Genomic DNA, 21919 nt, shown 5'->3' on the forward strand with positions numbered 1-21919 from the left:
GGCTATGAAGGGAGCGTGACGGCAACCCCCCGGGGCGACCTGATGCAGATCGGCCAGGTCGCCGAGCGCACCGGCCTGAGCCTGCGGACGATCCGCTTCTACGAGGAGAACGGGCTGGTGGTCCCGACGGCCCGCTCCGAGGGCGGATTCCGCCTGTACAGCGAGGCGGCCGTCGCCCGGCTGGAGGTGGTCAAGCGGATGAAGCCGCTGGGCTTCTCGCTGGAGGAGATGCAGGAGCTGCTCGCGCTGCTGCACGACCTGGAGCACGCCACGGCCGGCCGGTCGGAGCTGCTCGACAGACTGCGGATGTTCCACGAGGCCGCCGTCGCGCGGGTGACCGCACTGCGCGACCAGCTCGCCGTGGCCGAGGGCTTCGCCGGCGACCTGGCGGGGCACCTCCGAACCCAGCGCTGACACTCATGAGCCTGCGGTTCGAGGAACTCGACTGGCGCCCCACCCCGATCGGCGAGGTGAGCCTCCGCCGTCGCCGAGACCCAGGCGGCTGCATCGACGTCTTCGAGGTGAAACTCGGCGACGAATTCCTCATGTCCTCACTGTTCACCGTGGCCGAGATCGAGCTGGCCCGGCTGGCCCTGGACCGACTGCACGGATCGGAGCTGGACGTCGCCGTCGGTGGACTGGGGCTCGGCTTCACCGCCCAGGCCGTGCTCGCCGATGAGCGCGTGCGTGATCTGGTGGTCGTCGATGCGCTCGAGCCGGTGATCCGCTGGCACGAGCAAGGCCTGGTCCCGCTGGGTCCGGTCCTCACCGGCGATGACCGCTGCCGATTCGTGCAGGGGGACTTCTTCGCGATGGCCGATGCGGGCGGATTCGACCCGGTGCTGCCGGACCGGGTGTTCGACGCCGTGCTCGTCGACATCGACCACTCACCCCGGCACCTGCTCGCCGACGGCAGCGCCGGCTTCTACGGCATCGACGGCAGCCGGCGCCTGGCCGGACGCATCCGACCGGGCGGCGTCTTCGCGCTCTGGTCCAACGATCCACCCGATGACGACTACCTGGCCGTACTCCGGCACGTCTTCGTGGACGTAGCCGCGGAGGTGGTCACCTTTCCCAACACCCTCCAGGACCACATGGCGACCAACACGGTCTACCTGGCGACGGCGCCCCGCTGACGCCGGGCACCGACTCCATCGGCCTCGAAGGAGGTGAGCCGGGCCCGCCCACCACATGCCGCTGCCACGTGCGCCGGGGCGCGCAGCGCGCGACGGACGGATACAGCCGGTAGCTTGCACAGGACGGACTCAGCGGTGCATGCACTGTCGGTGGGGCCTGTCCCCCCGACCCCGGCGAGTGGTCGGTTGCGAGGTGGTCGCGATGGACGGCCGAGGGTCCGGCGCGAGGCGGCTGCGGGTGGCCTGCGTGGGCAGCGGCTTCATCGCCGGCCAGCACCTGCGGGCTCTCGCCGGCCTGCACGAAGTGGAGATCGTGGCGGTCGCCGACACCGACCCTCAGCGGGCTGAGGAGACCGCCACCCGGCACGGGGCCCGCGCCTACGGGGACGGGTTGGCGTTGCTGGAGACCGAGGATCTCGACGCGGTCTGGCTGTGCGTTCCGCCGTTCGCACACGGGGCCCTCGAGCTCGCGGCGATCGATCGCCGGCTGCCGTTCTTCGTCGAGAAGCCGCTCGCGCCGGATCTGCCGACCGCGGAGGCGATCGCCGGCCGGCTGGCCGGGACGGGGATCACGTCCGCGGTGGGCTACCACTGGCGGCACCTCGATCTCGTCCAGCGCACCGCGGACCTGCTCACCGAGGAACCCGCCCAACTCGTCACCGGCTACTGGTTGGACAAGACGCCGCCGGCTCCGTGGTGGTCGCAACGGGCATGTTCCGGCGGCCAGGTGGTGGAGCAGACCACCCACATCTTCGACCTCGCGCGCCGGCTCGCCGGGGAGGTCGAGACGGTCACGGCCGTCGAGCGGAGTCGCCCGGAGATGCCGGAGGACGTCCCCACGGCGGCCGCCGCGCTGCTGCGGTTCACCTCGGGCGTGGTGGGCAGCATCTCGTCCACCCGGGTGCTCGGCTGGCGGCACCGGGTCGCCCTCCAGGTGGTGGCGGGCGGGCGCGTCCTGGAGCTGTCGGAGCGCGGGCTGACCGACCACGAACTCCGGGTGACGAGTGCGGACGGCGAGGAGGTCCTGCGGTCCGAGCAGAACCCGATCGCCACGGAGGACCGCGAGTTCGTCGACGTCCTGCTCGGTCGTGCACAGCAGGTCCGCGTCCCCTACGAGGAGGCGCTGCGCACGCACGCCCTGGCCTGTGCCGCCGACCGGTCCGCCCGCGAGGGCGTTCCCGTGCGCCTGACGGACGGCGACGCGGATGGCTGAGCGGGCCGTGCGGTCCATCGGCGTGGCCGCGCCCGGCCGGCCCGTGCTGCTGGACGACACGGAGCCCGAGCCGGGACCGGGGCAGGCGTGGGTGGCCACGGAGTGGTCCGGGATCAGCGCCGGAACCGAGGTCGCCCTCGTCCGCGGCACCGACCCCCAGCACCGGCTGGGCTGGGACCCGGACCTGAGGGCCTTCGGGGTGGGCGCCCGGGACGGTTACCCGAAGCGGAGCCTCGGCTACATGGAGGTCGGCCGGGTGACCGAGAGCCACACGGACGCCCTCGCCGTGGGAACTCGCGTCGCCATGGCCTACGGCCACCGCACCGGCCGCTGCGCCGATCCCGCCCGGACGACGGTCATCCCGGTGCCCGACGATCTCGACCCCGTCCTCGCCATCTACCTCGCGCAGATGGGCCCGATCTGCGTCAACGGTCTGCTCCATGCCGCCGCAGCTCTCGCCGGGCCCGAGGCTCCGCTCGACGCCGGCGTCCGCGACCGCCACGTGCTCGTCACGGGTGCCGGCGTCATCGGGATCCTCAGCGCTCTGCTCGCCGTCCGGCACGGCGCGGCGGCGGTGGCCGTCGCCGAGCCGTCCGGTGAGCGGCGCGCGGTTGCGGAGTCACTGGGCCTCGACGCCGTCGACGACGCTGACGGCCGAGCCTGGCTCGAGGCGAAACGCCGCTGGCGGCACGGTCCCGGGGACGCCGGCGCCGACGTCGTGCTCCAGTGCCGTGGGCACGACGTCGCCCTGGCCACGGCGCTGAAAGCCCTGCGACCGCAGGGCGTCGTGGTCGACCTGGGCTTCTACCAAGCCGGCGCCGAGGCCGTCCGGCTGGGCGAGGAGTTCCACCACAACGGCCTGGCGCTGGTCTGCGCACAGATCGGCCGCGTGCCACGAGGCATGGCTACCGCGTGGACGCGCACAGCGCTGGCGGCGGTCACCCTCGACCTCCTGCGGGATCGCGGCGAGCAGATCCGCACCACGCTGGTCACCGACGTCGTCCCGTTCGAGGACGGCCCTCGTCTGCTGGCCGACCTGGCAGGTCGGCGGCTGACCAGCCCACCGCTGCAGGCCGTGCTGCGCTTCGGGCCCGGCTGACCCACCGGACGGCGCCGGAGAGGCGACCCAGCGCCGCTGGCCTCGACGGTTGCGGTCAACGAGGCGACAGGTGTGGTCAGCGCATCAGTGGCCGGGGCAGTTGGCGGTTCCGATCACATGGTCCGGTCACGGCCTCGTGGAAGGTGGCCTCCTCCTCCCGCACGAGGAGGGCGGGTTCCTCACCGCTGCGCACGGCGAGTGACCGGACGGAGAGTTCGGCCGACGCCCCGGTGCGACGGCAGACACTCCGCCCCGGCGTCCGGGGCGACGTCAGCACGTCCTCATAGACGCGCAGGGTGTCCTGCGCCATCCGCCGGGCGGTGAACAGGTCCAGGTACCGACGCCGCCCGGCTCGGGCGTACCGCTGCCGCAGGGCGGGGTCGGCGAGCAGCTCGGCCACCGCCTCGGCGAGGGCTCGCGGGTCCTCGGGCGGGACGAGCGTCCCGGTGACCCCAGAGGTCACGACCTCCGCCGTTCCGATGACGTCGGTGGCGACCACGGGGAGGACGGCGTCCATCGCCTCGAGCGCGGCGAGCGGCATGCCCTCCTGGCGGGATGGCAGGACGAACACATCGGCGGCGTCCAGGAGCATGCGCGCGTCGGTCCGGTGGCCGGGCAGGTGGAGGAAGTCGGTGACGCCGAGATCGGCCGCCTGGCGGGCCAGGTCGTCGCCGAGGTAGCCGCCGCCGACGATGACCACGGCCAGGTCGGGGAACCGTGCCGCCAGTTCGGGCATCGCGGCGACCAGGTAGCGCTGCCCCTTCTGCACGAACAGCCGGCCCACGTTCATGACCACCAGGTGGTCGGGGCGCAGGCCCAGCGCTGCCCGCGCGGCCGCCCGGCCGGGACCCGGCCCTCGGGGAACGATGCCGTTGGGGACGGTCACCAGCCGCTCGGCGGGCACGCCGATGCGTTCGTGGGTGAGCCGAACGCCCTCGGAGACGGCGATGAGCCGGTCCACCGGGGTGATGGCCCGGAAGAACGCGGCGCGCTTTCGAGGGCTCAGCAGCCACGGCTGGTGCTGGGTCTGCACGACGGCCCGCACGCCGGCTCGCCGCGCCGCCCGGGCGCCGTCGAAGTTCTCCCGCCCGCTGCCGACGTGAATGTGGAAGACGTCCGCCGGGTGAGCGGCGAGGAAGTCGACGATGGTCCGCCCGAACGCGAGGGCGCGCGGAGGCGGAAGAGCGCAGGTGGCGCCCCCCAGGGCCCTGGCACGGTCGAGGACCCGGCGCCCGCCCGCCGTCCCCCAGCAGAGCACCGAGACGTCGGCGGTCGACCGGAACTCCGCAGCCAGGTCGAGCATGTGCGAGCCCATCCCGGAGGGATCGACCGACGGGGTGTAGAGGCAGATGGACAGCCGGCGGCGAGGCCACCCCGCGAGCCCGGATGTGAGGGTCGACTCCCTCACTGCTGAGCGGTGCAGGCCGTCGGTCGCTTCGTCCGTTGCGTCGGCCATCGACCACCCCTTCCCTGGCCCTCGTTGGCCGCACCCTGGCCGGGAACGGAGGATTGCGCAACAGCATCCGCTCCCTGCACCCGCCCGACCCCCGGTGGACCGGGTGATGCTCCGTCCCCACAGGCCGGGGCGCACCGCTGCGACTACGGTCGGACGACGTGGAGTTTCGTCGACTGGGCCGATCGGGCCTCAACGTCTCGCAGATCGCGTTCGGCAACTGGCTGACGCACGGCAGCCAGGTCGAGGAGGACGCCGCGGTGGCCTGCGTGCACGCCGCCCTCGACGTCGGGATCACGACCTTCGACACCGCCGACGTCTACGCGGGCACGGCCGCGGAGTCGGTCCTCGGCCGCGCGCTGGCCGGACAGCGCCGCGAGGGCCTGGAGATCGCGACCAAGGTCTACTGGCCGACCGGCCCCGGGCCGAACGACGGGGGCCTGTCCCGGAAGCACGTGATCGAGAGCTGCCACGCCTCGCTGCGCCGGCTGCAGACCGACTACGTCGACCTCTACCAGGCCCACCGCTACGACCCGACGGTGCCGCTCGAGGAGACGATGACCGCCTTCGCCGACCTGGTCCGCTCCGGCAAGGCGCTCTACATCGGCGTCTCCGAATGGAACGCCGAGCAGATCGCCGCCGGCGCAGCGCTCGCCCGCCAGCTCGGCGTCCAGCTGATCAGCAACCAGCCGCAGTACTCGATGCTCTGGCGGGTCATCGAACCCGAGGTCGTGCCGACGTCGGAGCAGGAGGGGCTCTCCCAGATCGTCTGGTCACCGCTCGCCCAGGGGGTGCTGACCGGGAAGTACCTGCCCGGCGAGCAACCGCCGGCCGGGAGCCGGGCGAGCCACTCGGGTGTGGGCTTCCAGGTGGAGGGCTTCCTCGCCGACGAGGTCCTCACCCGGGTGCAGCAACTGCGGCCCATCGCCGACGACCTGGGGCTGTCGATGGCCCAGCTCGCGCTGGCGTGGGTGCTCCAGAACCCCAACGTCGCCGCGGCGATCATCGGCGCCAGCCGCCCCCAGCAGGTCCACGACAACGTCAAGGCGGCCGGGGTCCGGCTGGACGACGAGGTCATGGCACGGGTCGACGATGCCCTCGGGGACGTCGTCGAACGGGACCCCGAAAAGGTCTTCCTGCCCGCGGACAGGAAGGCACGGGGCACGGCCGCCTGACAACCGCCCCCCTCCCGGCAGGAGCGGATACCGGAATCTACCTTCACGTTACGGTGGAGACGTGTCCAGCCACGCAGCTCCCACCGAGGCCGAACCCGTCCGCGAACTGAACGCCGCCTCCCTGAGCTCGTTGTCCGGCGCCGTGCCGGTGCCCGGCTACGACCGTCGCCAGGTCCGCACGGGCATCGTGCACATCGGCGTCGGCGGCTTCCACCGGGCCCACCAGGCGATGTACGCGGATCGGCTGATGAACGCAGGCCTGGGCATGGAGTGGGGCATCTGCGGGGTGGGCGTCCTCCCCGGCGACCGGCAGATGCGGGATGCCCTGGCCGCGCAGGACGGCCTCTACACCCTCGTCGTCAAGCACCCCGATGGCACGCTGGAGCCGCGGGTGGTCGGCTCGATCGTCGAGTACCTCCTGGCGCCCGACGATCCGGCCGCCGTGGTCGAGAAGATGGCACACCCCGACACCCGCATCGTGTCCCTGACGATCACCGAGCGCGGATACAACACCGCTCCGGCGACCGGCGTCTTCGACCGCGCCGCTCCCGACGTGCTGGCCGACCTGCGCCCGGACGCCGTCCTGCGCACCACCTTCGGCTTGGTCATCGAGGCGCTGGCGCGCCGTCGGGCGCGCGGGCTCCCGCCGTTCACCGTGCTGTCCTGCGACAACCTCCGGGGGAACGGCGACGTCGCCCGGCGGGCGTTCACCGCCTTCGCCACCTTGCGTGACGCGAATCTGGGCGCGTGGATCGAGCGCGAGGTGTCCTTCCCCGACAGCATGGTGGACCGGATCACGCCGCTGACCACCCCCGATGACGTCGCCCAGCTGCAGCGGCGGTTCGGCATCACCGACGCATGGCCGGTGGTGTGCGAGCCGTTCGCGCAGTGGGTCGTGGAGGACCGTTTCCCGGCGGGCCGCCCGCCGTGGGAGGCCGCCGGTGTGCAGCTGGTCGGGGACGTCGGCCCCTACGAGGCCATGAAGCTGCACCTGCTCAACGGCAGCCACCAGGCACTGGCGTACTTCGCCTCACTGGCCGGGTACGAGCTCGTGCACGATGCGTGCCAGGACCCGCTGTGGTCCCGGTTTCTCCGGGACTACATGGACCGGGAGGTCACGCCCATGCTGCCTGCGGTGCCGGGGGTGGACCTCGAGGACTACAAGCGGATCCTCCTCGAACGCTTCACCAGCGCGGCGGTGTCCGACACGGTCGCGCGTCTGTGCGCGCAGACGTCGGCGTTGATCCCGAAGTACGTGCTGCCCGTCGTCCGCGCCGGCCTGGCGACGGGCCGGGAGGTGCACAGGGGCGCGGCGGTCGTCGCCAGCTGGGCGCGGTACGCGGAGGGGTGGGACGACCACGGTCACCCGCTCCCCCTGGTCGACCGGCGCGCCGACCGGGTGCGGGCGAACGCCGGTCGGCTGGCCGAGGACCCGCTCGCTTTCATCGCCGACCGGAGCATCTTCGGCGACCTGGTGGACGACGAACGCTTCACCGCGGCCTACCGCAGCGCCCTCACCTCGCTCCGGGAACACGGAGTGCGCGCCACCCTCGGGAGCCTCGTGTAGCCGCCGCCCAGGACGGCCCGCGCACCGGCGGTAGCCGGGCCGGGCCGCCGCTGGGTCGAGGCACCGCCCCCGCGACGTGCCGCCCACCTCGCACGACGAGGCCCTGGCGGGTTGTCCCGGCCAGAGCCTCGTCCGATCAACGGGCGGCGCGGTTGGCCAGGCCGGCCGGGAGCAGCCCCGCGGCGCGCATGAGCCGGTGATCGATGCCCGCGCCCGGTGCTCGCGCGGACGCAGGAGGCCCCGGCCGCGAAGCGACCAGGGTTTCCCCGGGCCGGCTTCCGGCCGGCCGGAACGTCACACGCGACTGCGCCGCCCGTACCTGCCGGCCACGGCCGCCACACCGAGCGCGGCAAGGCCGACCTGCAGGGCCAGCTCGATCCAGTCGATGCCCGCCGTGTCGGACACACCGAGCGCACCGGCGACCAGGGTGCCGACGATCGCCGCCAGGACACCGATGAGCAGGGTCAGCCAGATGGGGATGTTCTGCTTGCCGGGCACGACGAGGCGACCGAGCGCACCGATGACGAGACCGATGACCAGTGCAGTGATGATGCCGGTGATCTCCATACCGGGTCCTCCCTCGTCGACGCGACTGCGCGGCATGACGCGCGACGGTGTCCCGAGAACCATCGCGCGCGTCTGCGCGAGCCGCTGGCGATGCTGTTGGTCAGACCCTCGTGTTGCGCTTCATCCAGCCGTAGGCGGCGGTGGCCAGGAAGAGGACGACGCCGATGACCAGGAGCCAGAACAGCCCCTCGACCACGGCGCCGATGACGGCGAGCGCCAACCAGACGACCAGTAGCAATGCGATGACACCGAGCACGGGCTTCTCCTTCTCGTCGAATGGCGCGTCCACGGCGCGTACCCCCTCCCGCCCGACCATCACCTGATCTGCGAGACCGACACCCTCCCGTGACGATCGGCGCACGCGGCGGAGCTCCGCGGGCCGATCGGAAGGCCACCGTCCCGACCTGCCGGGGCCGGCGAACGGGGCTACGGTTCGCGCCACGTCGTCGTCGGCCGGCCGGAGGAGCGCTCGTGCCCGAATCGATCGTCGTGGGTCTCGACGGGAGCGAATCGAGCGGCCGCGCCGCCGACGCCGCCGCCGACGCCGCCCGCCGCCACGACCTGCGCCTGGTGCTGGCCTGCGTCGTCCCGTGGTCGCCCTACTCCTTCACCACCGCGGAGGAGAACGAGCGCCGCTCCGTGGAGAAGGCGCGGGAGGCCGCCGCCGCGCACGAACGCGTGCTCGACCCGGTCGTCGCCCGGCTGTCCGAGTCCGGAGACCTCGCGGTCGAGGGGGTCGTGCGGCACGGTCACCCGGCGGAGACGCTGGTGAGGCTGGCCCGGGAGCACGACGCCGCCTGGATCACCGTGGGCCGGGTCGGCCAGAGCCGGGTGCGCACCCTGCTGTTCGGCTCGACGCCGAGCAGCCTCATCCAGCTCTCCCCCGTACCCGTGCTGGTGGTGCCGTGATGGGCGCGCCGTCCGGGTCGGTCCTGGCCGCCACCTTCGACGAGCAGGTCGACAGCTTCTTCGCGCCGGTGTCCGAGTGGATCACCACGGTCGTCTTCTTCGCCGTGCCGCTGGAATTCATCGACGAGGGCGTGGCGCTCCCGCTCATCGTCGTGTGGCTGGTCATCGCCGGCCTCTTCTTCACGATCTACCTGCGCGGCTTCCAGTTCCGCGCGTTCAAGCACGCGATCCAGCTGATCCGCGGCCGCTACGACGACCCGCGGGACGCCGGGGAGGTCACGCACTTCCAGGCGCTGGCCACCGCCGTGTCGGGCACCGTCGGGCTGGGCAACATCGCCGGCGTCGCGGTCGCCATCTCCCTCGGCGGGCCCGGCGCCACCCTGTGGATGATCATCGCCGGGCTGCTCGGCATGTGCACCAAGGGCGTCGAGTGCACGCTCGGGGTGAAGTACCGGAACGTGTACCCGGACGGCCGGGTCTCCGGCGGCCCGATGTACTACCTGACCAAGGGGCTCAAGGAGAGAAGCCCGCGGCTGGGCACCTTCGGCAAGGTGCTCGCCGTCCTCTTCTGCATCTTCACCCTCGGCGGGGCCGTCGGCGGCGGCAACATGTTCCAGGCCAACCAGGCCTTCAACCAGGCCCAGTCGGTCACCGGCGGGGAGGACGGCCCGCTCGGCTTCGGCGCCGCCGGCGCGGTGTTCGGGCTGGTGCTGGCCGTGCTCGTCGGCGCGGTCATCATCGGCGGCATCCGCAGCATCGCCCGGGTCACCGACAAGCTCGTGCCGTTCATGGCCGTCTTCTACGTCATCGCCTGCCTGACCGTGCTGTTCGCCAACCTGTCGGCGATCCCGGGCGCCATCTGGGCGATCGTCTCCCAGGCGTTCACCCCCGAGGCCGGCTACGGCGGCATCGTCGGGGTGCTCATCCAGGGCTTCCGCCGGGCGGCGTTCAGCAACGAGGCGGGTCTGGGCTCGGCGGCCATCGCGCACTCCGCGGTCAAGACGGACGAGCCGGCGACCGAGGGGCACGTCGCCGTTCTCGAGCCGTTCATCGACACCGTCGTCATCTGCACGATGACCGCCCTGGCCATCGTCATCACCGGAACGTACGCCGACGACGCCAGTGACGCGGGCGTGGAGACGACGTCGGCGGCGTTCGGGACCGTGGTCGACTGGTTCCCCATCGTCCTGGCGGTCGCGGTCATCCTGTTCGCGTACTCGACCATGCTGGCCTGGAGCTACTACGGGCTGAAGGCGGCGACCTACCTGTTCGGCGAGTCGATGATCGTCGACCGGACCTGGAAGCTGATCTTCTGCCTGTTCGTGATCATCGGGGCGTCGTCGACGCTGGACGCGGTGATCGGCTTCTCCGACAGCATGATCTTCCTGATGTCGCTGCCGAACATCATCGGGCTCTACATCTTGGCCCGGGTGGTCAAGCGGGAGATCAACGGTTACCGCGCCCGGGTGGAGAGCGGGGAGATCCTGCCGGTGGCCGAGCGGACCTGAACCACCCGCGACGCGGCACGCGCGGGTCCTCCCAAGGGTCGCCTCACGCGACGAACGCGGCCATCCGGCCCACCGCGCCCGGCCGCCACGTCGCGAACCGGGGACGGAGTCGGTCGGCTACGCGCCGGGGGACGACGGCGAGCGGGTGAAGGCCTCGATGATCGACTGCCAGTGCTCGACGTGCGGGCCGGTGCGCGGGGCCTCTGGCTGCAGCGCGTAGGTGAGCGCCTGGCCCCGCATCGAGGTGAGCAGCACCTGGTAGACCGCCTCGGCCTGCGGGTGCTGCGCCATGCGCTCGCCGAGCACCTCCGTCGCCAGCGACCGCAGCTGCACGCCGAGCCGCCGCTCGTGCGGCAGCAGCGCGGCCCGCAGCTCGGCGTCGGTGCGCGCGGCGCCCCACAGCTCCATGGCGGCGACGAACAGCTCGCCGTGGAACCTGTTCCAGACCAGCTCCACGCCCAGCCGGACGCGAGCGGCGGAGTCGGCGGGAAGGTCGGCGGCCGCCTGCCGGACGCTGGCGCTGAACTCGTCGTAGAGGTGGTCGACCGCGGCGAGCACCAGGTCGGACTTCGTCGTGAACTGGTGGGTCAGCGCGCCCCGGGACACCCCGGCCCGGCGCTGCACCTCCTGGGTGGTCGTCCGGGCGTACCCCAGTTCCACCAGCGACTCGACCGTCGCCCGCACGAGCGCATGCCGCGTGCTCGCTCGGCGCTCGGCCTGGGTCCGGCGCACCGGGACGGTGGTCACCTCGATCTCCGCGCCGGGGGTGGGTCTCAGACGCCGAGCGAGCGGCCGACGATCTCCTTCATGATCTCGGTCGTCCCGCCGTAGATGGTCTGGATGCGCGAGTCGATGAAGGCCTTGGCGACCGGGTACTCGAGCATGTAGCCGTAGCCGCCGTGCAGCTGCAGGCACCGGTCGATGACGCGCTTCTGCAGCTCCGTCGTCCACCACTTGGCCATGGCGGCGTCCTCGACGGTGAACCGCCCCGCGTTGTGCTCACCGATCGCCTTCTCCAGGTAGGTCTCGGCGACCGTCACCTCGGTGTGCATCTCGGCGAGCTCGAAGCGGGTGTTCTGGAACGACCCGATGGGCTTGCCGAAGGCGGTGCGGTCCTTGCAGTACTGGACCGTCAGGTCGAGCACGATCCGGGCGGAGGCGACGGCGCCCGCGGCGATCGAGAGCCGCTCCTGGGGCAGGTTCTCCATCAGGTGGAAGAAGCCGTGGCCCTCGGTGCCGAGCAGGTTGACCGCCGGCACCCGCACGTCCGAGAAGTGGAGCTCGGCGGTGTCCTGGGCCTTGAGGCCGACCTTGTCCAGGTTCCGGCCGCGCTCGAAGCCCGGCATGCCGCGCTCGACGACGAGCAGCGAGAAGCCGCGGGCGCCGGCCTCCGGGTCGGTGCGGGCCACCACGATGACCAGGTCGGCGTTGATGCCGTTGGTGATGAACGTCTTCGAACCGGTGAGCACCCACTCGTCGCCGTCGCGGCGGGCCGTCGTCCTCAGGCCCTGCAGGTCCGAGCCCGCGCCCGGCTCGGTCATGGCGATCGCGGTGATGATCTCCCCGCTGACGACCCCGGGCAGCCAGCGCTGCTTCTGCTCGTCGGTCGTCAGTGCGGTGAGGTACGGGGCGACGACGTCGTTCTGCAGGGTGAACCCGAGGCCGCTGGCCCCCGCCCGGCTGACCTCCGCGGAGAGGACCGCGTTGTAGCGGAAGTCCTTGACCCCGCCGCCGCCGAACTCCTCGGGCACGTCCATGCCCAGCAGGCCCTGCTCCCCGGCCCGCAGCCACACCGAGCGGTCGACGACGCCGGCCTTCTCCCACTCGTCGTGGTGCGGGGTCACCTCCTTGGCCAGGAACTTGCGCACCGTCGCGCGGAATGCCTCGTGCTCGGCCTCGTAGAGCGCGGACTGCACAGCAAGCCTCCGGAGGTCTGCGGATCACCCGGCGAGCACCGCGCCGGGAACCAGAACATACAGACCGTTCGGTCTACATCTTTGTTGGCCGCATCACAGGGGCGTGCATGGTTCGCCATCGGCGACATCGGCCGGATCGACGACGAGGGATACGTGACGATCACCGGCCGGATCAAGGACTGATCGTGACCTCGGGCGGGAAGATCGTCGCCCCCGCCGTCCTCGAAGACTTGGTGCCCGCCCACCCGCTGGTCAGCCAGTGCCTCGTGGTGGGCGACAACCGGCAGTTCATCGGCTGCCTGATCACCCCGGACGCCGAGGCCCTGCCCGCCGGCGAGGTGGAGAAGATCTACGCCTGAGGTCCGCGCGCGCCCGGAGAGCCCCCGCCCGCACCGCCCGGCCGGCTGCTCCCCGGTGCGTTCCGGTGCGTTCCGCGGCGTTGCGCGGCGCTTTCGCGCAATTTCCGGAACGGGTGGGACCGGTGTGACGGATGCGGCCGACACGTGGCCGGCGGTGGTGGCGCCCGGGGCGCGAGGCTCGGACCCTGGTCGCATGACCAGCGTCTACGCGTACGGCACGGCACACGCGGTCGTCATGGTCGGTTCCTTCGGGGCCGAAGGCCTGGCGCCCCGGCAGATCGGCCCGGCCCACGCGACCATCGGCCGGGTGAGCGGGCAGAGCCGCAAGGCGCTGTGCGGCGCCTACGTCTCCATCGACGAGCAGCTGCCGTGGCCTCCGGAGGGCTACGAGGAGACCCAGCTCTGCCCGAACTGCGCCACCCTCGCCGCCCTCTGACCCGCCCGCCGGGGGCACGGGAAGCCGTGCCTGTCGGATCGGCGGCACCACCGTGGGCACAGCTTGCCGTGCCGGGCTCAGCCGCCGGCCACCGACGGCAGGACGTGCACCACCGCGCCGTCGGGCACCGCTGTCGCCAGCCCGTCCTGCCAACGCACGTCCTCCCCGTCGACGTAGAGGTTCACGAACCGGCGCACCGCCCCCGCCTCGTCCCGGATGCGGCGGCCGAGTACCGGGTGACGGGCGTCCAGCGCCTCGAGCACCGCGGCCAACGTCCCGCCGTCGGGCTGCAGGTCCAGGTGCCGGGCGCCCCCGGCCAGGTCGGCCAGGACGCCCGGCAGAACCACCTCGACGCTCATGCCGGCCGCCTCACGGCACCCGGGCGGCGCGCAGGACGAGCACGTCGGGCAGGTGCTCGGCCACGGTGGTGAACGTGTCGCCCTCGTCGGCGCTGGCGTAGACGCAGCCGTTCCGCGTGCCGACGTAGAGGCCGGTGGTCCGGTGGTCGTCGGTGCAGAAGGCGTCCCGCAGCACCGCCGTCCAGGAGCCGTCAGGCAGCCCGGCACCGACCTCGGTCCAGCTGCCGCCGGCATTCCGGGTGCGGTGCACGCGGAGCCGGCCGTCCGGCGGCACCCGCTGCGCGTCGGCGACCAGCGGGACGACCCAGGCGGTGCCCGGCGTGGTCGGCGAGGCGGCGATCGGGAACCCGAAGTCGGCGGGCAGCCCGGCGGCAATCGACATCCACGAGGCACCGCCGTCGTCGGTGCGGAAGACGCCGAAGTGGTTCTGCGCGTACATCCGGCGCGGATCCGCGGCGTCGGCGGCGACCTTGTGCACGCACTGGCCGTACTCCGGCGGCTCGGGCAGGAAGACCGCGCTGATCCCGCGGTTGTGCGGCCGCCACCCGGTCGCGCCGTCGTCACTGACGTAGACACCCCCGGTGCTCATGGCCACGGTGACCCGGTCGGTGTCGGGGTCGGGCAGCACGGTGTGCACCGCTCCCCCGCCGCCGCCGGGGGCCCAGCTGGGCCGGTGCGGGTGCTCCCACAGTCCGCGCACCACCGAGAAGCTGCACCCGCCGTCGGTGCTGCGCCACAACGACTGCGGTTCGCAGCCGGCCCACACGACGCCGGGCCGGTCCGCGGTGTCGGGTCGCAGCTGCCACACCCGGCCGAGGGCCGCCCCGGTGTCGGCCGGGAAGCGGATCGCACCGGAGCCGGTCTCGTGCCAGCTCTCGCCCAGGTCGTCGGACCAGGTGACGTTCGGCCCCCAGTGGCCGTACTGCACCCCGGCGAGCAGCCGCGGCGCCGCCCGGCGGGTGTCGACGGACACCGCCGCGACCTCCTGGGCGAGGAGGTGCGGTCCGTCGAGGGTCCAGGTCCGGCGGTCGTCCTCGCTGCGGGCCAGCCACAGCCCCTTGCGCGTCCCGATGGCCAGCAGATCGGTCATTGCACCCCTCCGGTTCGGCGTCCTCGGGGGTAGGACCGCCGGCGGAGCGGGAACTGAGCGGTGGGCTCAGCGGCGGGTGGCGCCGCCCTCGGGATGGGGGTGCTGCTCGTCGGACACGACGTCGGGCGCGAGCCGTTCGGCCTCGGCCCGCAGCCGCTCGGCGGCCGTGCGGTCCTCCTCCGCGCCGGCGGCGCGGCGGCGGGCCTCCTGCTCGGCGCGCGCAGCGCGCTCCTGCACCTCGGCCAGCTCGCGTCGGGCCTGGGCCGCCTGCTCCTCGGCGAGCGCCTGCTCACGGTCGGCGCGGGCCGCCCGCACCTGGGCCTCCTGCATGTTCTCCCGCGCCTGCTCCCGATGCTCCGCCGCCCGGCGCACGCGGGACACGCGGCTGCGCTTGGAGTACGCGAACGCCGCGAGGGCGATCAGCACCAGCACCGCGACGACGATCAGCACGATCAGCCAGGTGTCCACGGAACTCCTCCTCGGTGTCGCGGACGGGAATGCCCCTGGTCAGGCCGGAAGAAACGCCTCGGCCCCGCGGTGGGAGCTCACTCCAGGGCGCTGCCCGCCTGCCAGTCCTCCCATGGGATCGCCCAGTCGTAGATGTCGCCGTCGGCGGCCGACAGCGTGGGCCCGAGGGAGTTCTCGATCTCGACGACGTCGCCGGGCTGGGAGAAGTCGAAGAACCAGGCGGCGCGCTCGGTCGAGAGGTTGATGCAGCCGTGCGAGACGTTCTCCCGCCCCTGCTGGGCGACCGACCACGGCGCCGCGTGCACGAACTCGCCGTTGTCGGAGAGCCGGACGGCGAACTCCACCGGCGTGCGGTAGCCGTTCGGGCTGTCCACCGGGGTGCCGTAGGTGCTCGAGTCCATGATCCGGTCGCGGTTCAGCTCGGTGACCACGTGCGCACCGTTGCGGCTCGGGAACTCCGGGCCACCCGCGCTCATCGGGAAGGTCTGCACCAGCTCGTCGCCGTCGTAGACCTCCATGGTGTGGCTGGCGGCGTCGGCGACCGACACGTGCCGCTCGCCGACGGAGAAGGACACCGACCGGTTCTTCTCCCCCCACACGCCGTCGCCGAAGTCGACGCGTAAAGGTCCGCGTCGAGGGTGACCTCGATGTTCTCCGGCCAGTACGTCGAGGGGCGGAAGTGCACCTCGCTGTCGCTCAGCCAGTTCCAGCCACCGTCGGTGGGCGTCGTGCTGGTCACCTGCAGGTGGCTCTCGACGGCGGCCTTGTCGGCCACCGGCTCGTCGAAGTAGACGCGGATCGGCATGCCGACGCCGACGGTCTGGCCGTCGAGGGGGCCGATGCCCGGGGTGGAGAGCGTCTCGGGGGCCACCGTGGTGAAGGTCGACGTCGCCGTCGTCTTCTCGGCGTCCTCGTTGGTGGCGGTGGCCGTCACCGTGTAGCTCGTGCCGTAGGCCAGCGCGGTCTCCGGCGTCCAGACCTGCGCGCCGTCGTCCGCGCCGGCCGCCTGCTCGTCGGCCACGGCCCCCGGGACGGCGGCACCGGCGCCGTCGGTGACGGTCACCCCGGCCAGCTCCCCGTCGGTGACCGAGATCTCCAGCGGGACCACCGGTGAGACGTCGGCCGCCCCGTGGGCCACCGCCGCATCGATCACCGCCGGCGCGGCGGCAGGGGCGAGGGCCTCGCGGTCCCCGGACCCGCCTGCGAAGGCGACGGCCGCACGCGTGGAGCCGTGGCGAAGAGCACCCCCGGTACGGGCGCGGGCCGCGGGCGCTGGTATCGTTGCCTCTCGTTGCCCGGCACGCCGGACGCAGCGCGCCATTAGCTCAATTGGCAGAGCAGCTGACTCTTAATCAGCGGGTTCGGGGTTCGAGTCCCTGATGGCGCACCAGGATCGACCAGCGGCTCCGCCCCTCCGGGCGGAGCCGCTTCGTCGTTCTCAGCCTCCCGCGACGCCGCGCAGCGCCAGGGACACGGCGAGGACCGTCATGACGACGGCGATGGCGCCGTCCGGGTACCGCCACGCCGCCGGGCGGGCGAACACCGGCCGCAACAGCCGTGCGCCGTCACCAGACCGGCGAACCAGAGGACGCTGCCCAGGGCCGCACCTCCGGCGAAGTGCCAACGGTGATCGCCGTACGTCGGGGCCATGGAGCCCAGCAGGAGCACCGTGTACAGGTGGACGTGCGGGTTGAGCCAGGTGAGCGCCAGGCAGGTGCCGACGGTGACCGCGAGCCCGGCGCGTGCCCGCTGGCGTCCGGCGCGAGCGCCTGGGGGTGCAGGGCTCTGCGCGCGGCCGGCGCGCCGTAGGCCAGCAGGAAGGCGGCCCCGGCGAAGCACACCACCGTGAGCAGCCAGGGCGCCTCGTCCAGCGCCGCGCCGGCCCCCAGCACCCCGGCGGCGATGAGCGCGACGTCGGAGGCCGCGCACACGACCACCACGGCGGCGACGTGCTCGAGGCGGGGGCCCTGGCGCAGGACGAAGGCGTCTGCGCGCCGATCGCGACGATGAGCCCCAGGCCGAGCGCGAGCCCGTAAGCGACGGCGAGCAGGGCGGCGGAGGCGAGCACGTCTGGTCGCTACGAAGCGACTCGATCGCTGACCAGCTCGAGACCCTTCCGAGTCGTCAGCGCCTCGTCCGGAAAGCCGTGCTCACGGCCGCACGCCGGGAGCTCGACCAGCAGGGGCAGGCAGTCACCGAGCGGTCCGCTTCCGGCGCGGGCTCGCGCGGGGTGGCCGGTCGCGGGTCGTAGGGTCGGCCGGTGACCTGGAAGCGCGCCGTGTTCGCGCTGTTCGCCGTGGCCGCGGGCACCAACGTCCCGACCCCGCTGCTGCTGGTCTACCAGGAGCGCCTGGACCTCTCGGCCGAGGTGCTCACGGCGCTGTTCGGCTGCTACGCGGCCGGGCTCGTCCCCGCTCTCCTGATGGCCGGGCCGCTGTCCGACCGGCTCGGCCGCCGCCGGGTCGCGATCCCCGGCATCGTGCTGTCGGGGCTGGCGTCGCTCGCCTTCGCTGCGGCCGGCGACTCGCTGACCCTGCTCTTCGCCGCCCGGTTCCTCCAGGGGGTCGTCAGCGGCGTCGTCTTCAGCGTCGGCAGCGCCTGGGTGGGCGAGCTCTCGCTGGCGTCCGGCGAGGGAGCCGGCGGACGGCGGGCAGCCTTCGCCATGACGGCCGGGTTCTCGCTGGGTCCGCTGACCAGTGGCCTGCTCGGCCAGTACGCGCCGGCGCCGACGGTGCTGCCCTACCTCCTGCACACCGCGCTCGTGGGGGTCGGCCTGGCCTTCGCCCTCCGGCTGCCGGAGACCGTCGACCTGCGCGACGGCCGCCGCGCCGGGGCCGACGGGGCGCCGGCCGCGCCGCTGATCCGCCGGGGCGACGGGTTCCTGGTGGTGACCGTGCTGGCCCCGGTGGCGGTGTGCGTCTACGCGTTCCCGTCCACGATCATCTCCGCCGTCCCGCTGCTGGCCGACCTGCCCTACGCGGGCGTGGCGGTCACCGGCGTGCTGGCCGGCGTGACACTGGGCGCCGGCACGGTCGTCGCCGGCCTGCAGCGCCGGCTGGGGCGGTGGACCGCCGTCGTCGGCACCGTGCTCGGCACGCTCGGGTTCGGCTGCGCCGCGCTCTTCGCCGTGACCGGTGCGCTGCCCTGGCTCCTCGCCGCCGCCCCGCTGCTGGGCGCCGGTGGCGGGCTCTGCCTGGCGGCGGGTCTGACGCTCAGCGCGAGGCTGGCCCCGCCGGCCCGCCTCGGCGCCCTGACGTCCCTGTTCCTGGCCTGCGCCTACCTCGGCTTCGCCGCGCCCTATGTCATGGCGGTGGCCGCACGGGCGACGTCGGCGCCCCTGCCGCTGGCCGTGGCGGCCGCGGTCAGCGCCCTGCTCGCCGTGCGCCTGCTGCCCGTCACCCGCGCCGGCCAGCTCTGACCCAGGACGACGACCGCCCCTCCGCGAGGGGGAGGCAACGTCGGTCCGGTCGGACCGCGTCCGAGGGGCCCCCGGACCGGTCAGGCCGGCAGGAGCTCCTCGATCTCGACGCGGATGCGGTCGAGGGCGACCACGGCGCGCCGCCGTGCCTGCTCGGGCGTCTCCCCCACGGTGACGACGTGCCCCAGCTGCTCGCGGCTGCACGTCGGCGGTGCGGTGCTGCTGCCCAGGTCGGCGAAGACCTCCGCCGCGAGCAGGCCGGGAATGCACGCGGCCTCCCGGACGCCCGACACCGCCCGTACCCGGCCCGCAGCGTCGGCCGCCAGGTGCATGAGCGCGCCGGCCCCGACCGGCGGGGCGGCCGGGGGTCCGGGTGCGCCGAGCAGCCGGGCCACCACCAGGTCGGCGGTGTCCACCCCGCTCACCTGGTCGACGCACCCGCGGGGACCAGCGGCGGCGAGCCGGGTGTGCAGCGCGGCGAACCGCGGACCGGCCGGGCCCAGGACGAACTCGAGGTGGAACGGGCCGAAGTCGTACCCGAGGGCGGCCAGCCACCCTCCGACGTGGTCGGCAGCGTCCGCACCCGGCGCCCGCGTGGTCACCGTCAGGGCCAGCTCGGTCACGTGCGGCGGCGGCGCCATGATCAGCTCGGACCAGGCGAGGACGACCGGGCCCCGCCCGTCGACGAAGCCGTCGGCGGCGTAGCGCCGGCCCGGGACGTGCCCCTCCACGAGCAGCCGGTGCCGGGGCCGCACCCCGCGCCCGTAGGAGGTGCGGGCCAGGTGCCGTCCGGCGAGCGCCCGCAGCTCCTGGTCGTCGGAGACCCGGCCGACGTCGCAGCCGGCGCCGGCGTCGACCGGCTGCACCACGCACGGGTAGCCGACGGGCGAGGTCGACACCGCGCCCGCCGCCACCTCGCACCAGGCCACGTCGGTCGCCCCGGCAGCCGCGAGCGCGGTCCGCACGGCGGCCGCGTCGTGACCCAGCGCCGCCGACCCTGGCGTGGGCCCTCGCAGCCCCAGCGCCCGGGCGGCGGCCGCGGCCGGACCGGCGAAGCCGTCGACGGCGCTGGTGACCGCCGCGACCTCTCCGCCCAGGGACCGCACCGCCGCCGCCATCGCCGCGGGGTCCGCCGTCTCGCAGTGCACCCACCGGTCCACCGGCCAGTCCGTGCCGTCTGCGGCCCGGCGCCGGTCACGCGTCAGCACCGCCGTCCGCATCCCGCGCCGGCCGGCGCGGTCCAGCAGCGCCACCCCGGGGTCGTCCAGCCGTTCCCCGGCTCCGAACTCCGGCCGGGCCGCTCCCCGGGGCTCGTCGAGCTCGACCGCCACGAACCACGGCACAGCCGGTCGGGAGAGTTGCCCGGCTGTCCCCTGGGAGCTGGGCTTCGGCATGGTGCGCTGTCCCCCGTCGTCGGCACGTGACGTGCACCATACCGGCCGGTCGGTATAGGGCCCGGAACGGGCGGGAAGCCCGTGCGCGGGTGGGGAGTTGGTGCGCGTGTGACCGGCACACCAGCTCCCCGCGACGTCGACGTGGTCGTGGTGGGCGCAGGCCAGGCCGGGCTGTCGACGGCCTGGGCGCTCGCCCGGCAGGGGTTCGAGCCGGGCAACGGCTTCGTCGTCCTCGACGGGGAGCCCGCTCCCGGCGGGGCGTGGCGGCACCGCTGGCCCTCGCTGACCCTGGGCACCGCCCACCGGGTGCACGACCTGCCCGGCCTGCCGTTCGCCCGCTCCGACGACTCGGCGCCGGCCGTCGAGACGGTCCCGGCCTACTTCGCCGAGTACGAGCGCCGGTTCGAGCTGCCCGTCGCCCGTCCGGTGCGGGTCACCGCTGTGCGGCGCACCGCCGACGGACGTTTCTCGGTCGACACCGACCACGGGTCCTGGACCGCCCGCGCGGTCGTCAACGCCACCGGCACCTGGACGCGCCCCTTCGTTCCGCGCTATCCGGGCCAGGAGCTGTTCCGGGGCCGGCAGCTGCACACCGTCGACTACCGGTCCGCCGAGGAGTTCCGCGCCCAGCACGTCGTCGTCGTGGGCGGCGGCGCCTCCGCCACCCAGCTGCTCGCCGAGATCTCCCGCGTCACCTCCACGACGTGGGTCACCCGCCGCCCGCCGGTCTGGCGCGACGGGCCGTTCGACGCCGACGCCGGCCGCCGCGCGGTCGCGATGGTGGAGGAGGCGGTGCGCGAGGGACGACGCCCCGGCAGCGTCGTCGGTGTGACCGGCCTGCTCGTGACCACGCCCTACGTGCGCGACGGGCTGGAGCGCGGCGTGCTGGAGCGGCTGCCGGTGTTCGACCGGATCACCGCCGACGGCGTGGTGTGGGACGCCACTGTCGGGGACGCAAGCCGGTTCATCGCGGCCGACGTGATCCTGTGGGCCACCGGGTTCCGCGCGGCGGTCGGCCACCTCGCCCCGCTGCGGCTGCGCCGACCCGGCGGGGGCTTCCGCATGGAGGGGACACAGGTCGCGGGCGAGCCCCGGCTGCACCTGGTGGGCTACGGCCCCTCGGCCAGCACGATCGGTGCGAACCGGGCGGGCCAGGCCGCCGCCCGGGCGCTACGCCGCGAGCTGCGGCCGGGGTCTCCCCTGCCCCGCAGCGCCTGACGCCCTCGGGGCGGTCCAGGGTCGGGTCAGGGCGCTCCCCGCCGTTGCCGGGACCCATGGCGCCGACAGCCTCGCCGCATGATCCTCCGACGGCTCCCGGGAGCCACCGGCTTCCTCGGCCCCACCGGCGCGGGCAGGTCGACGACGATGCGCACGCGCTCGGGCCTGGACCGGCCGCGGGCAGCGTCACCGTCGACGGCCGCCGCGCTCGCCGCCGGGTACCTGGTGCTGCAGCGCCGGACGCCCGAGCCGCCCCGCTGTGCCCCGGCCGACCCGGGCGGGCACAGTAGTGGGGTGACCACGCCCGACCCGGCCGCCGAGGGCCGCCGCCGCGCCGAGGAACTGCTCACCGCGCTGACCGCGTCCGACGACGCCGCCGCGGACCGGCTGCTCGGCGAGCTGTCGGAGATCCGCGACCTCGTCTTCGTGGGCGCAGGGCTGACCGCCATCGCCCGGGCCGAGGGGCGCGCCCTGCCCGCCGCTCAGCGGGCGCAGGCCAGCACCCGGCAGCTGAAGCTCGGCCAGCTCCGCGATGCGAACCGGGACGACCCGGAGGGGTTGCGCACCTGGCTGCGACGGTCGGGCGAGGAGGTCCTCTTCATCCGGTCGCTGCACGCCGCCCGCCTCCGCTGAT

Annotated in this window: 24 protein-coding genes, 1 tRNA gene and 1 pseudogene; 14 read left to right on the forward strand and 12 right to left on the reverse strand. The window is 73.7% G+C overall.

Annotation, left to right across the window (positions count from 1 at the left end; all coding sequences use genetic code 11):
* The first annotated feature begins 15 nt into the window (after positions 1-15).
* From ACI791_RS02415 to ACI791_RS02430, 4 genes are all read left to right on the forward strand, one after another.
* Complete coding sequence (locus ACI791_RS02415; RefSeq protein ID WP_347059843.1) at positions 16-414, forward strand: MerR family transcriptional regulator; 399 nt, start codon at positions 16-18, stop codon at positions 412-414.
* Between the two features lie 5 nt (positions 415-419).
* The gene (locus ACI791_RS02420; RefSeq protein WP_456584570.1) at positions 420-1136 is read left to right on the forward strand and encodes a spermidine synthase; all 717 of its coding nucleotides are present in this window, start codon (positions 420-422) and stop codon (positions 1134-1136) included.
* 202 nt (positions 1137-1338) lie between these two features.
* On the forward strand, positions 1339-2349 hold the full coding sequence (locus ACI791_RS02425; protein ID WP_456584571.1) for a Gfo/Idh/MocA family protein: 1011 nt from the start codon (positions 1339-1341) through the stop codon (positions 2347-2349).
* Complete coding sequence (locus ACI791_RS02430; RefSeq protein WP_456584572.1) at positions 2342-3448, forward strand: zinc-dependent alcohol dehydrogenase; 1107 nt, start codon at positions 2342-2344, stop codon at positions 3446-3448. Before ACI791_RS02425 ends, ACI791_RS02430 begins: the two co-directional genes overlap by 8 nt.
* A 76-nt stretch (positions 3449-3524) precedes the next feature.
* Here the strand turns inward: ACI791_RS02430 and ACI791_RS02435 are convergent, their stop codons facing one another.
* On the reverse strand, positions 3525-4856 hold the full coding sequence (locus tag ACI791_RS02435; protein ID WP_456584573.1) for a glycosyltransferase family 4 protein: 1332 nt from the start codon (positions 4854-4856) through the stop codon (positions 3525-3527).
* A gap of 206 nt (positions 4857-5062) precedes the next feature.
* On the opposite strand from ACI791_RS02435, the gene ACI791_RS02440 reads away from it, so the two are divergent.
* A complete protein-coding gene (locus tag ACI791_RS02440; RefSeq protein ID WP_456584574.1) occupies positions 5063-6076 on the forward strand; it encodes an aldo/keto reductase family protein in 1014 nt (337 codons plus the stop codon).
* Positions 6077-6137: 61 nt separating this feature from the next.
* Positions 6138-7643: a mannitol dehydrogenase family protein gene (locus tag ACI791_RS02445; protein ID WP_456584575.1), complete on the forward strand. Its 1506-nt coding sequence runs from the start codon at positions 6138-6140 to the stop codon at positions 7641-7643.
* A gap of 294 nt (positions 7644-7937) precedes the next feature.
* Here ACI791_RS02445 and ACI791_RS02450 read toward each other — a convergent pair whose 3' ends face one another.
* Complete coding sequence (locus tag ACI791_RS02450) at positions 7938-8246, reverse strand: GlsB/YeaQ/YmgE family stress response membrane protein (RefSeq protein WP_456584576.1); 309 nt, start codon at positions 8244-8246, stop codon at positions 7938-7940.
* A 64-nt stretch (positions 8247-8310) separates the two neighbouring features.
* Positions 8311-8499, reverse strand: a complete 189-nt coding sequence (locus ACI791_RS02455; RefSeq protein ID WP_347059835.1) for a hypothetical protein — start codon at positions 8497-8499, stop codon at positions 8311-8313.
* Between the two features lie 182 nt (positions 8500-8681).
* Between ACI791_RS02455 and ACI791_RS02460 the strand changes: the two genes are divergently transcribed.
* Entirely contained in the window at positions 8682-9119 is a 438-nt protein-coding gene (locus ACI791_RS02460; RefSeq protein WP_456584577.1) for a universal stress protein, read from the forward strand.
* Entirely contained in the window at positions 9119-10627 is a 1509-nt protein-coding gene (locus ACI791_RS02465) for an alanine/glycine:cation symporter family protein (RefSeq protein ID WP_347059833.1), read from the forward strand. Before ACI791_RS02460 ends, ACI791_RS02465 begins: the two co-directional genes overlap by 1 nt.
* Before the next feature lie 117 nt (positions 10628-10744).
* Here ACI791_RS02465 and ACI791_RS02470 read toward each other — a convergent pair whose 3' ends face one another.
* Together ACI791_RS02470 and ACI791_RS02475 are read right to left on the reverse strand one after the other, a co-directional pair.
* Positions 10745-11374, reverse strand: coding sequence for a TetR/AcrR family transcriptional regulator (locus tag ACI791_RS02470; RefSeq protein WP_456584578.1), 630 nt, complete (start codon positions 11372-11374; stop codon positions 10745-10747).
* Between the two features lie 26 nt (positions 11375-11400).
* The gene (locus ACI791_RS02475) at positions 11401-12543 is read right to left on the reverse strand and encodes an acyl-CoA dehydrogenase family protein (RefSeq protein ID WP_456584579.1); all 1143 of its coding nucleotides are present in this window, start codon (positions 12541-12543) and stop codon (positions 11401-11403) included.
* Positions 12544-12728: 185 nt separating this feature from the next.
* Between ACI791_RS02475 and ACI791_RS02480 the strand changes: the two genes are divergently transcribed.
* Positions 12729-12902 carry a hypothetical protein gene (locus tag ACI791_RS02480; protein ID WP_456584580.1) on the forward strand — a complete coding sequence of 58 codons (174 nt, stop codon included), beginning with the start codon at positions 12729-12731 and terminating at the stop codon, positions 12900-12902.
* Between the two features lie 193 nt (positions 12903-13095).
* A complete protein-coding gene (locus ACI791_RS02485) occupies positions 13096-13338 on the forward strand; it encodes a hypothetical protein (protein ID WP_269191029.1) in 243 nt (80 codons plus the stop codon).
* 77 nt (positions 13339-13415) lie between these two features.
* Here the strand turns inward: ACI791_RS02485 and ACI791_RS02490 are convergent, their stop codons facing one another.
* From ACI791_RS02490 to ACI791_RS02510, 5 genes are all read right to left on the reverse strand, one after another.
* On the reverse strand, positions 13416-13697 hold the full coding sequence (locus tag ACI791_RS02490) for a MoaD/ThiS family protein (protein WP_456584581.1): 282 nt from the start codon (positions 13695-13697) through the stop codon (positions 13416-13418).
* Between the two features lie 10 nt (positions 13698-13707).
* Positions 13708-14787, reverse strand: coding sequence for an exo-alpha-sialidase (locus ACI791_RS02495; protein WP_456584582.1), 1080 nt, complete (start codon positions 14785-14787; stop codon positions 13708-13710).
* Positions 14788-14853: 66 nt separating this feature from the next.
* On the reverse strand, positions 14854-15255 hold the full coding sequence (locus ACI791_RS02500) for a hypothetical protein (protein WP_456584583.1): 402 nt from the start codon (positions 15253-15255) through the stop codon (positions 14854-14856).
* A gap of 77 nt (positions 15256-15332) precedes the next feature.
* Complete coding sequence (locus ACI791_RS02505) at positions 15333-15803, reverse strand: L,D-transpeptidase (RefSeq protein WP_456584584.1); 471 nt, start codon at positions 15801-15803, stop codon at positions 15333-15335.
* Positions 15728-16408: an Ig-like domain-containing protein gene (locus ACI791_RS02510; RefSeq protein ID WP_456584585.1), complete on the reverse strand. Its 681-nt coding sequence runs from the start codon at positions 16406-16408 to the stop codon at positions 15728-15730. The genes ACI791_RS02505 and ACI791_RS02510 overlap by 76 nt, the downstream gene beginning before the upstream one ends.
* Positions 16409-16569: 161 nt before the next feature.
* Between ACI791_RS02510 and ACI791_RS02515 the strand changes: the two genes are divergently transcribed.
* A tRNA-Lys gene (locus ACI791_RS02515) sits at positions 16570-16645 on the forward strand.
* Between the two features lie 233 nt (positions 16646-16878).
* Here the strand turns inward: ACI791_RS02515 and ACI791_RS02520 are convergent.
* A pseudogene (locus tag ACI791_RS02520) lies at positions 16879-17195 on the reverse strand (LysE/ArgO family amino acid transporter); the annotation flags it as partial.
* A 320-nt stretch (positions 17196-17515) separates the two neighbouring features.
* Here ACI791_RS02520 and ACI791_RS02525 point away from each other — a divergent pair.
* A complete protein-coding gene (locus ACI791_RS02525; RefSeq protein ID WP_456584586.1) occupies positions 17516-18673 on the forward strand; it encodes an MFS transporter in 1158 nt (385 codons plus the stop codon).
* Between the two features lie 80 nt (positions 18674-18753).
* Here ACI791_RS02525 and ACI791_RS02530 read toward each other — a convergent pair whose 3' ends face one another.
* Positions 18754-20016: an ATP-grasp domain-containing protein gene (locus tag ACI791_RS02530; protein ID WP_456584587.1), complete on the reverse strand. Its 1263-nt coding sequence runs from the start codon at positions 20014-20016 to the stop codon at positions 18754-18756.
* Between the two features lie 159 nt (positions 20017-20175).
* Between ACI791_RS02530 and ACI791_RS02535 the strand changes: the two genes are divergently transcribed.
* A complete protein-coding gene (locus ACI791_RS02535) occupies positions 20176-21285 on the forward strand; it encodes an NAD(P)-binding domain-containing protein (protein WP_456584588.1) in 1110 nt (369 codons plus the stop codon).
* A gap of 78 nt (positions 21286-21363) precedes the next feature.
* A complete protein-coding gene (locus ACI791_RS02540) occupies positions 21364-21918 on the forward strand; it encodes a hypothetical protein (RefSeq protein ID WP_456584589.1) in 555 nt (184 codons plus the stop codon).
* The last annotated feature ends 1 nt before the right edge of the window (position 21919 follow it).

It is taken from the genome of Blastococcus sp. SYSU DS0973 (assembly GCF_054051055.1).

Excerpts from the sequence above, each read along its gene's own strand:
- ACI791_RS02465 (WP_347059833.1), top strand. The coding sequence starts at position 9,119 with ATGGGCGCGCCGTCCGGGTCGGTCCTGGCCGCCACCTTCGACGAGCAG.
- ACI791_RS02495 (WP_456584582.1), bottom strand. The coding sequence starts at position 14,787 with ATGACCGATCTGCTGGCCATCGGGACGCGCAAGGGGCTGTGGCTGGCC.
- ACI791_RS02485 (WP_269191029.1), top strand. The coding sequence starts at position 13,096 with ATGACCAGCGTCTACGCGTACGGCACGGCACACGCGGTCGTCATGGTC.
- ACI791_RS02490 (WP_456584581.1), bottom strand. The coding sequence starts at position 13,697 with ATGAGCGTCGAGGTGGTTCTGCCGGGCGTCCTGGCCGACCTGGCCGGG.
- ACI791_RS02420 (WP_456584570.1), top strand. The coding sequence starts at position 420 with ATGAGCCTGCGGTTCGAGGAACTCGACTGGCGCCCCACCCCGATCGGC.
- ACI791_RS02450 (WP_456584576.1), bottom strand. The coding sequence starts at position 8,246 with ATGCCGCGCAGTCGCGTCGACGAGGGAGGACCCGGTATGGAGATCACC.
- ACI791_RS02430 (WP_456584572.1), top strand. The coding sequence starts at position 2,342 with ATGGCTGAGCGGGCCGTGCGGTCCATCGGCGTGGCCGCGCCCGGCCGG.
- ACI791_RS02425 (WP_456584571.1), top strand. The coding sequence starts at position 1,339 with ATGGACGGCCGAGGGTCCGGCGCGAGGCGGCTGCGGGTGGCCTGCGTG.
- ACI791_RS02540 (WP_456584589.1), top strand. The coding sequence starts at position 21,364 with ATGATCCTCCGACGGCTCCCGGGAGCCACCGGCTTCCTCGGCCCCACC.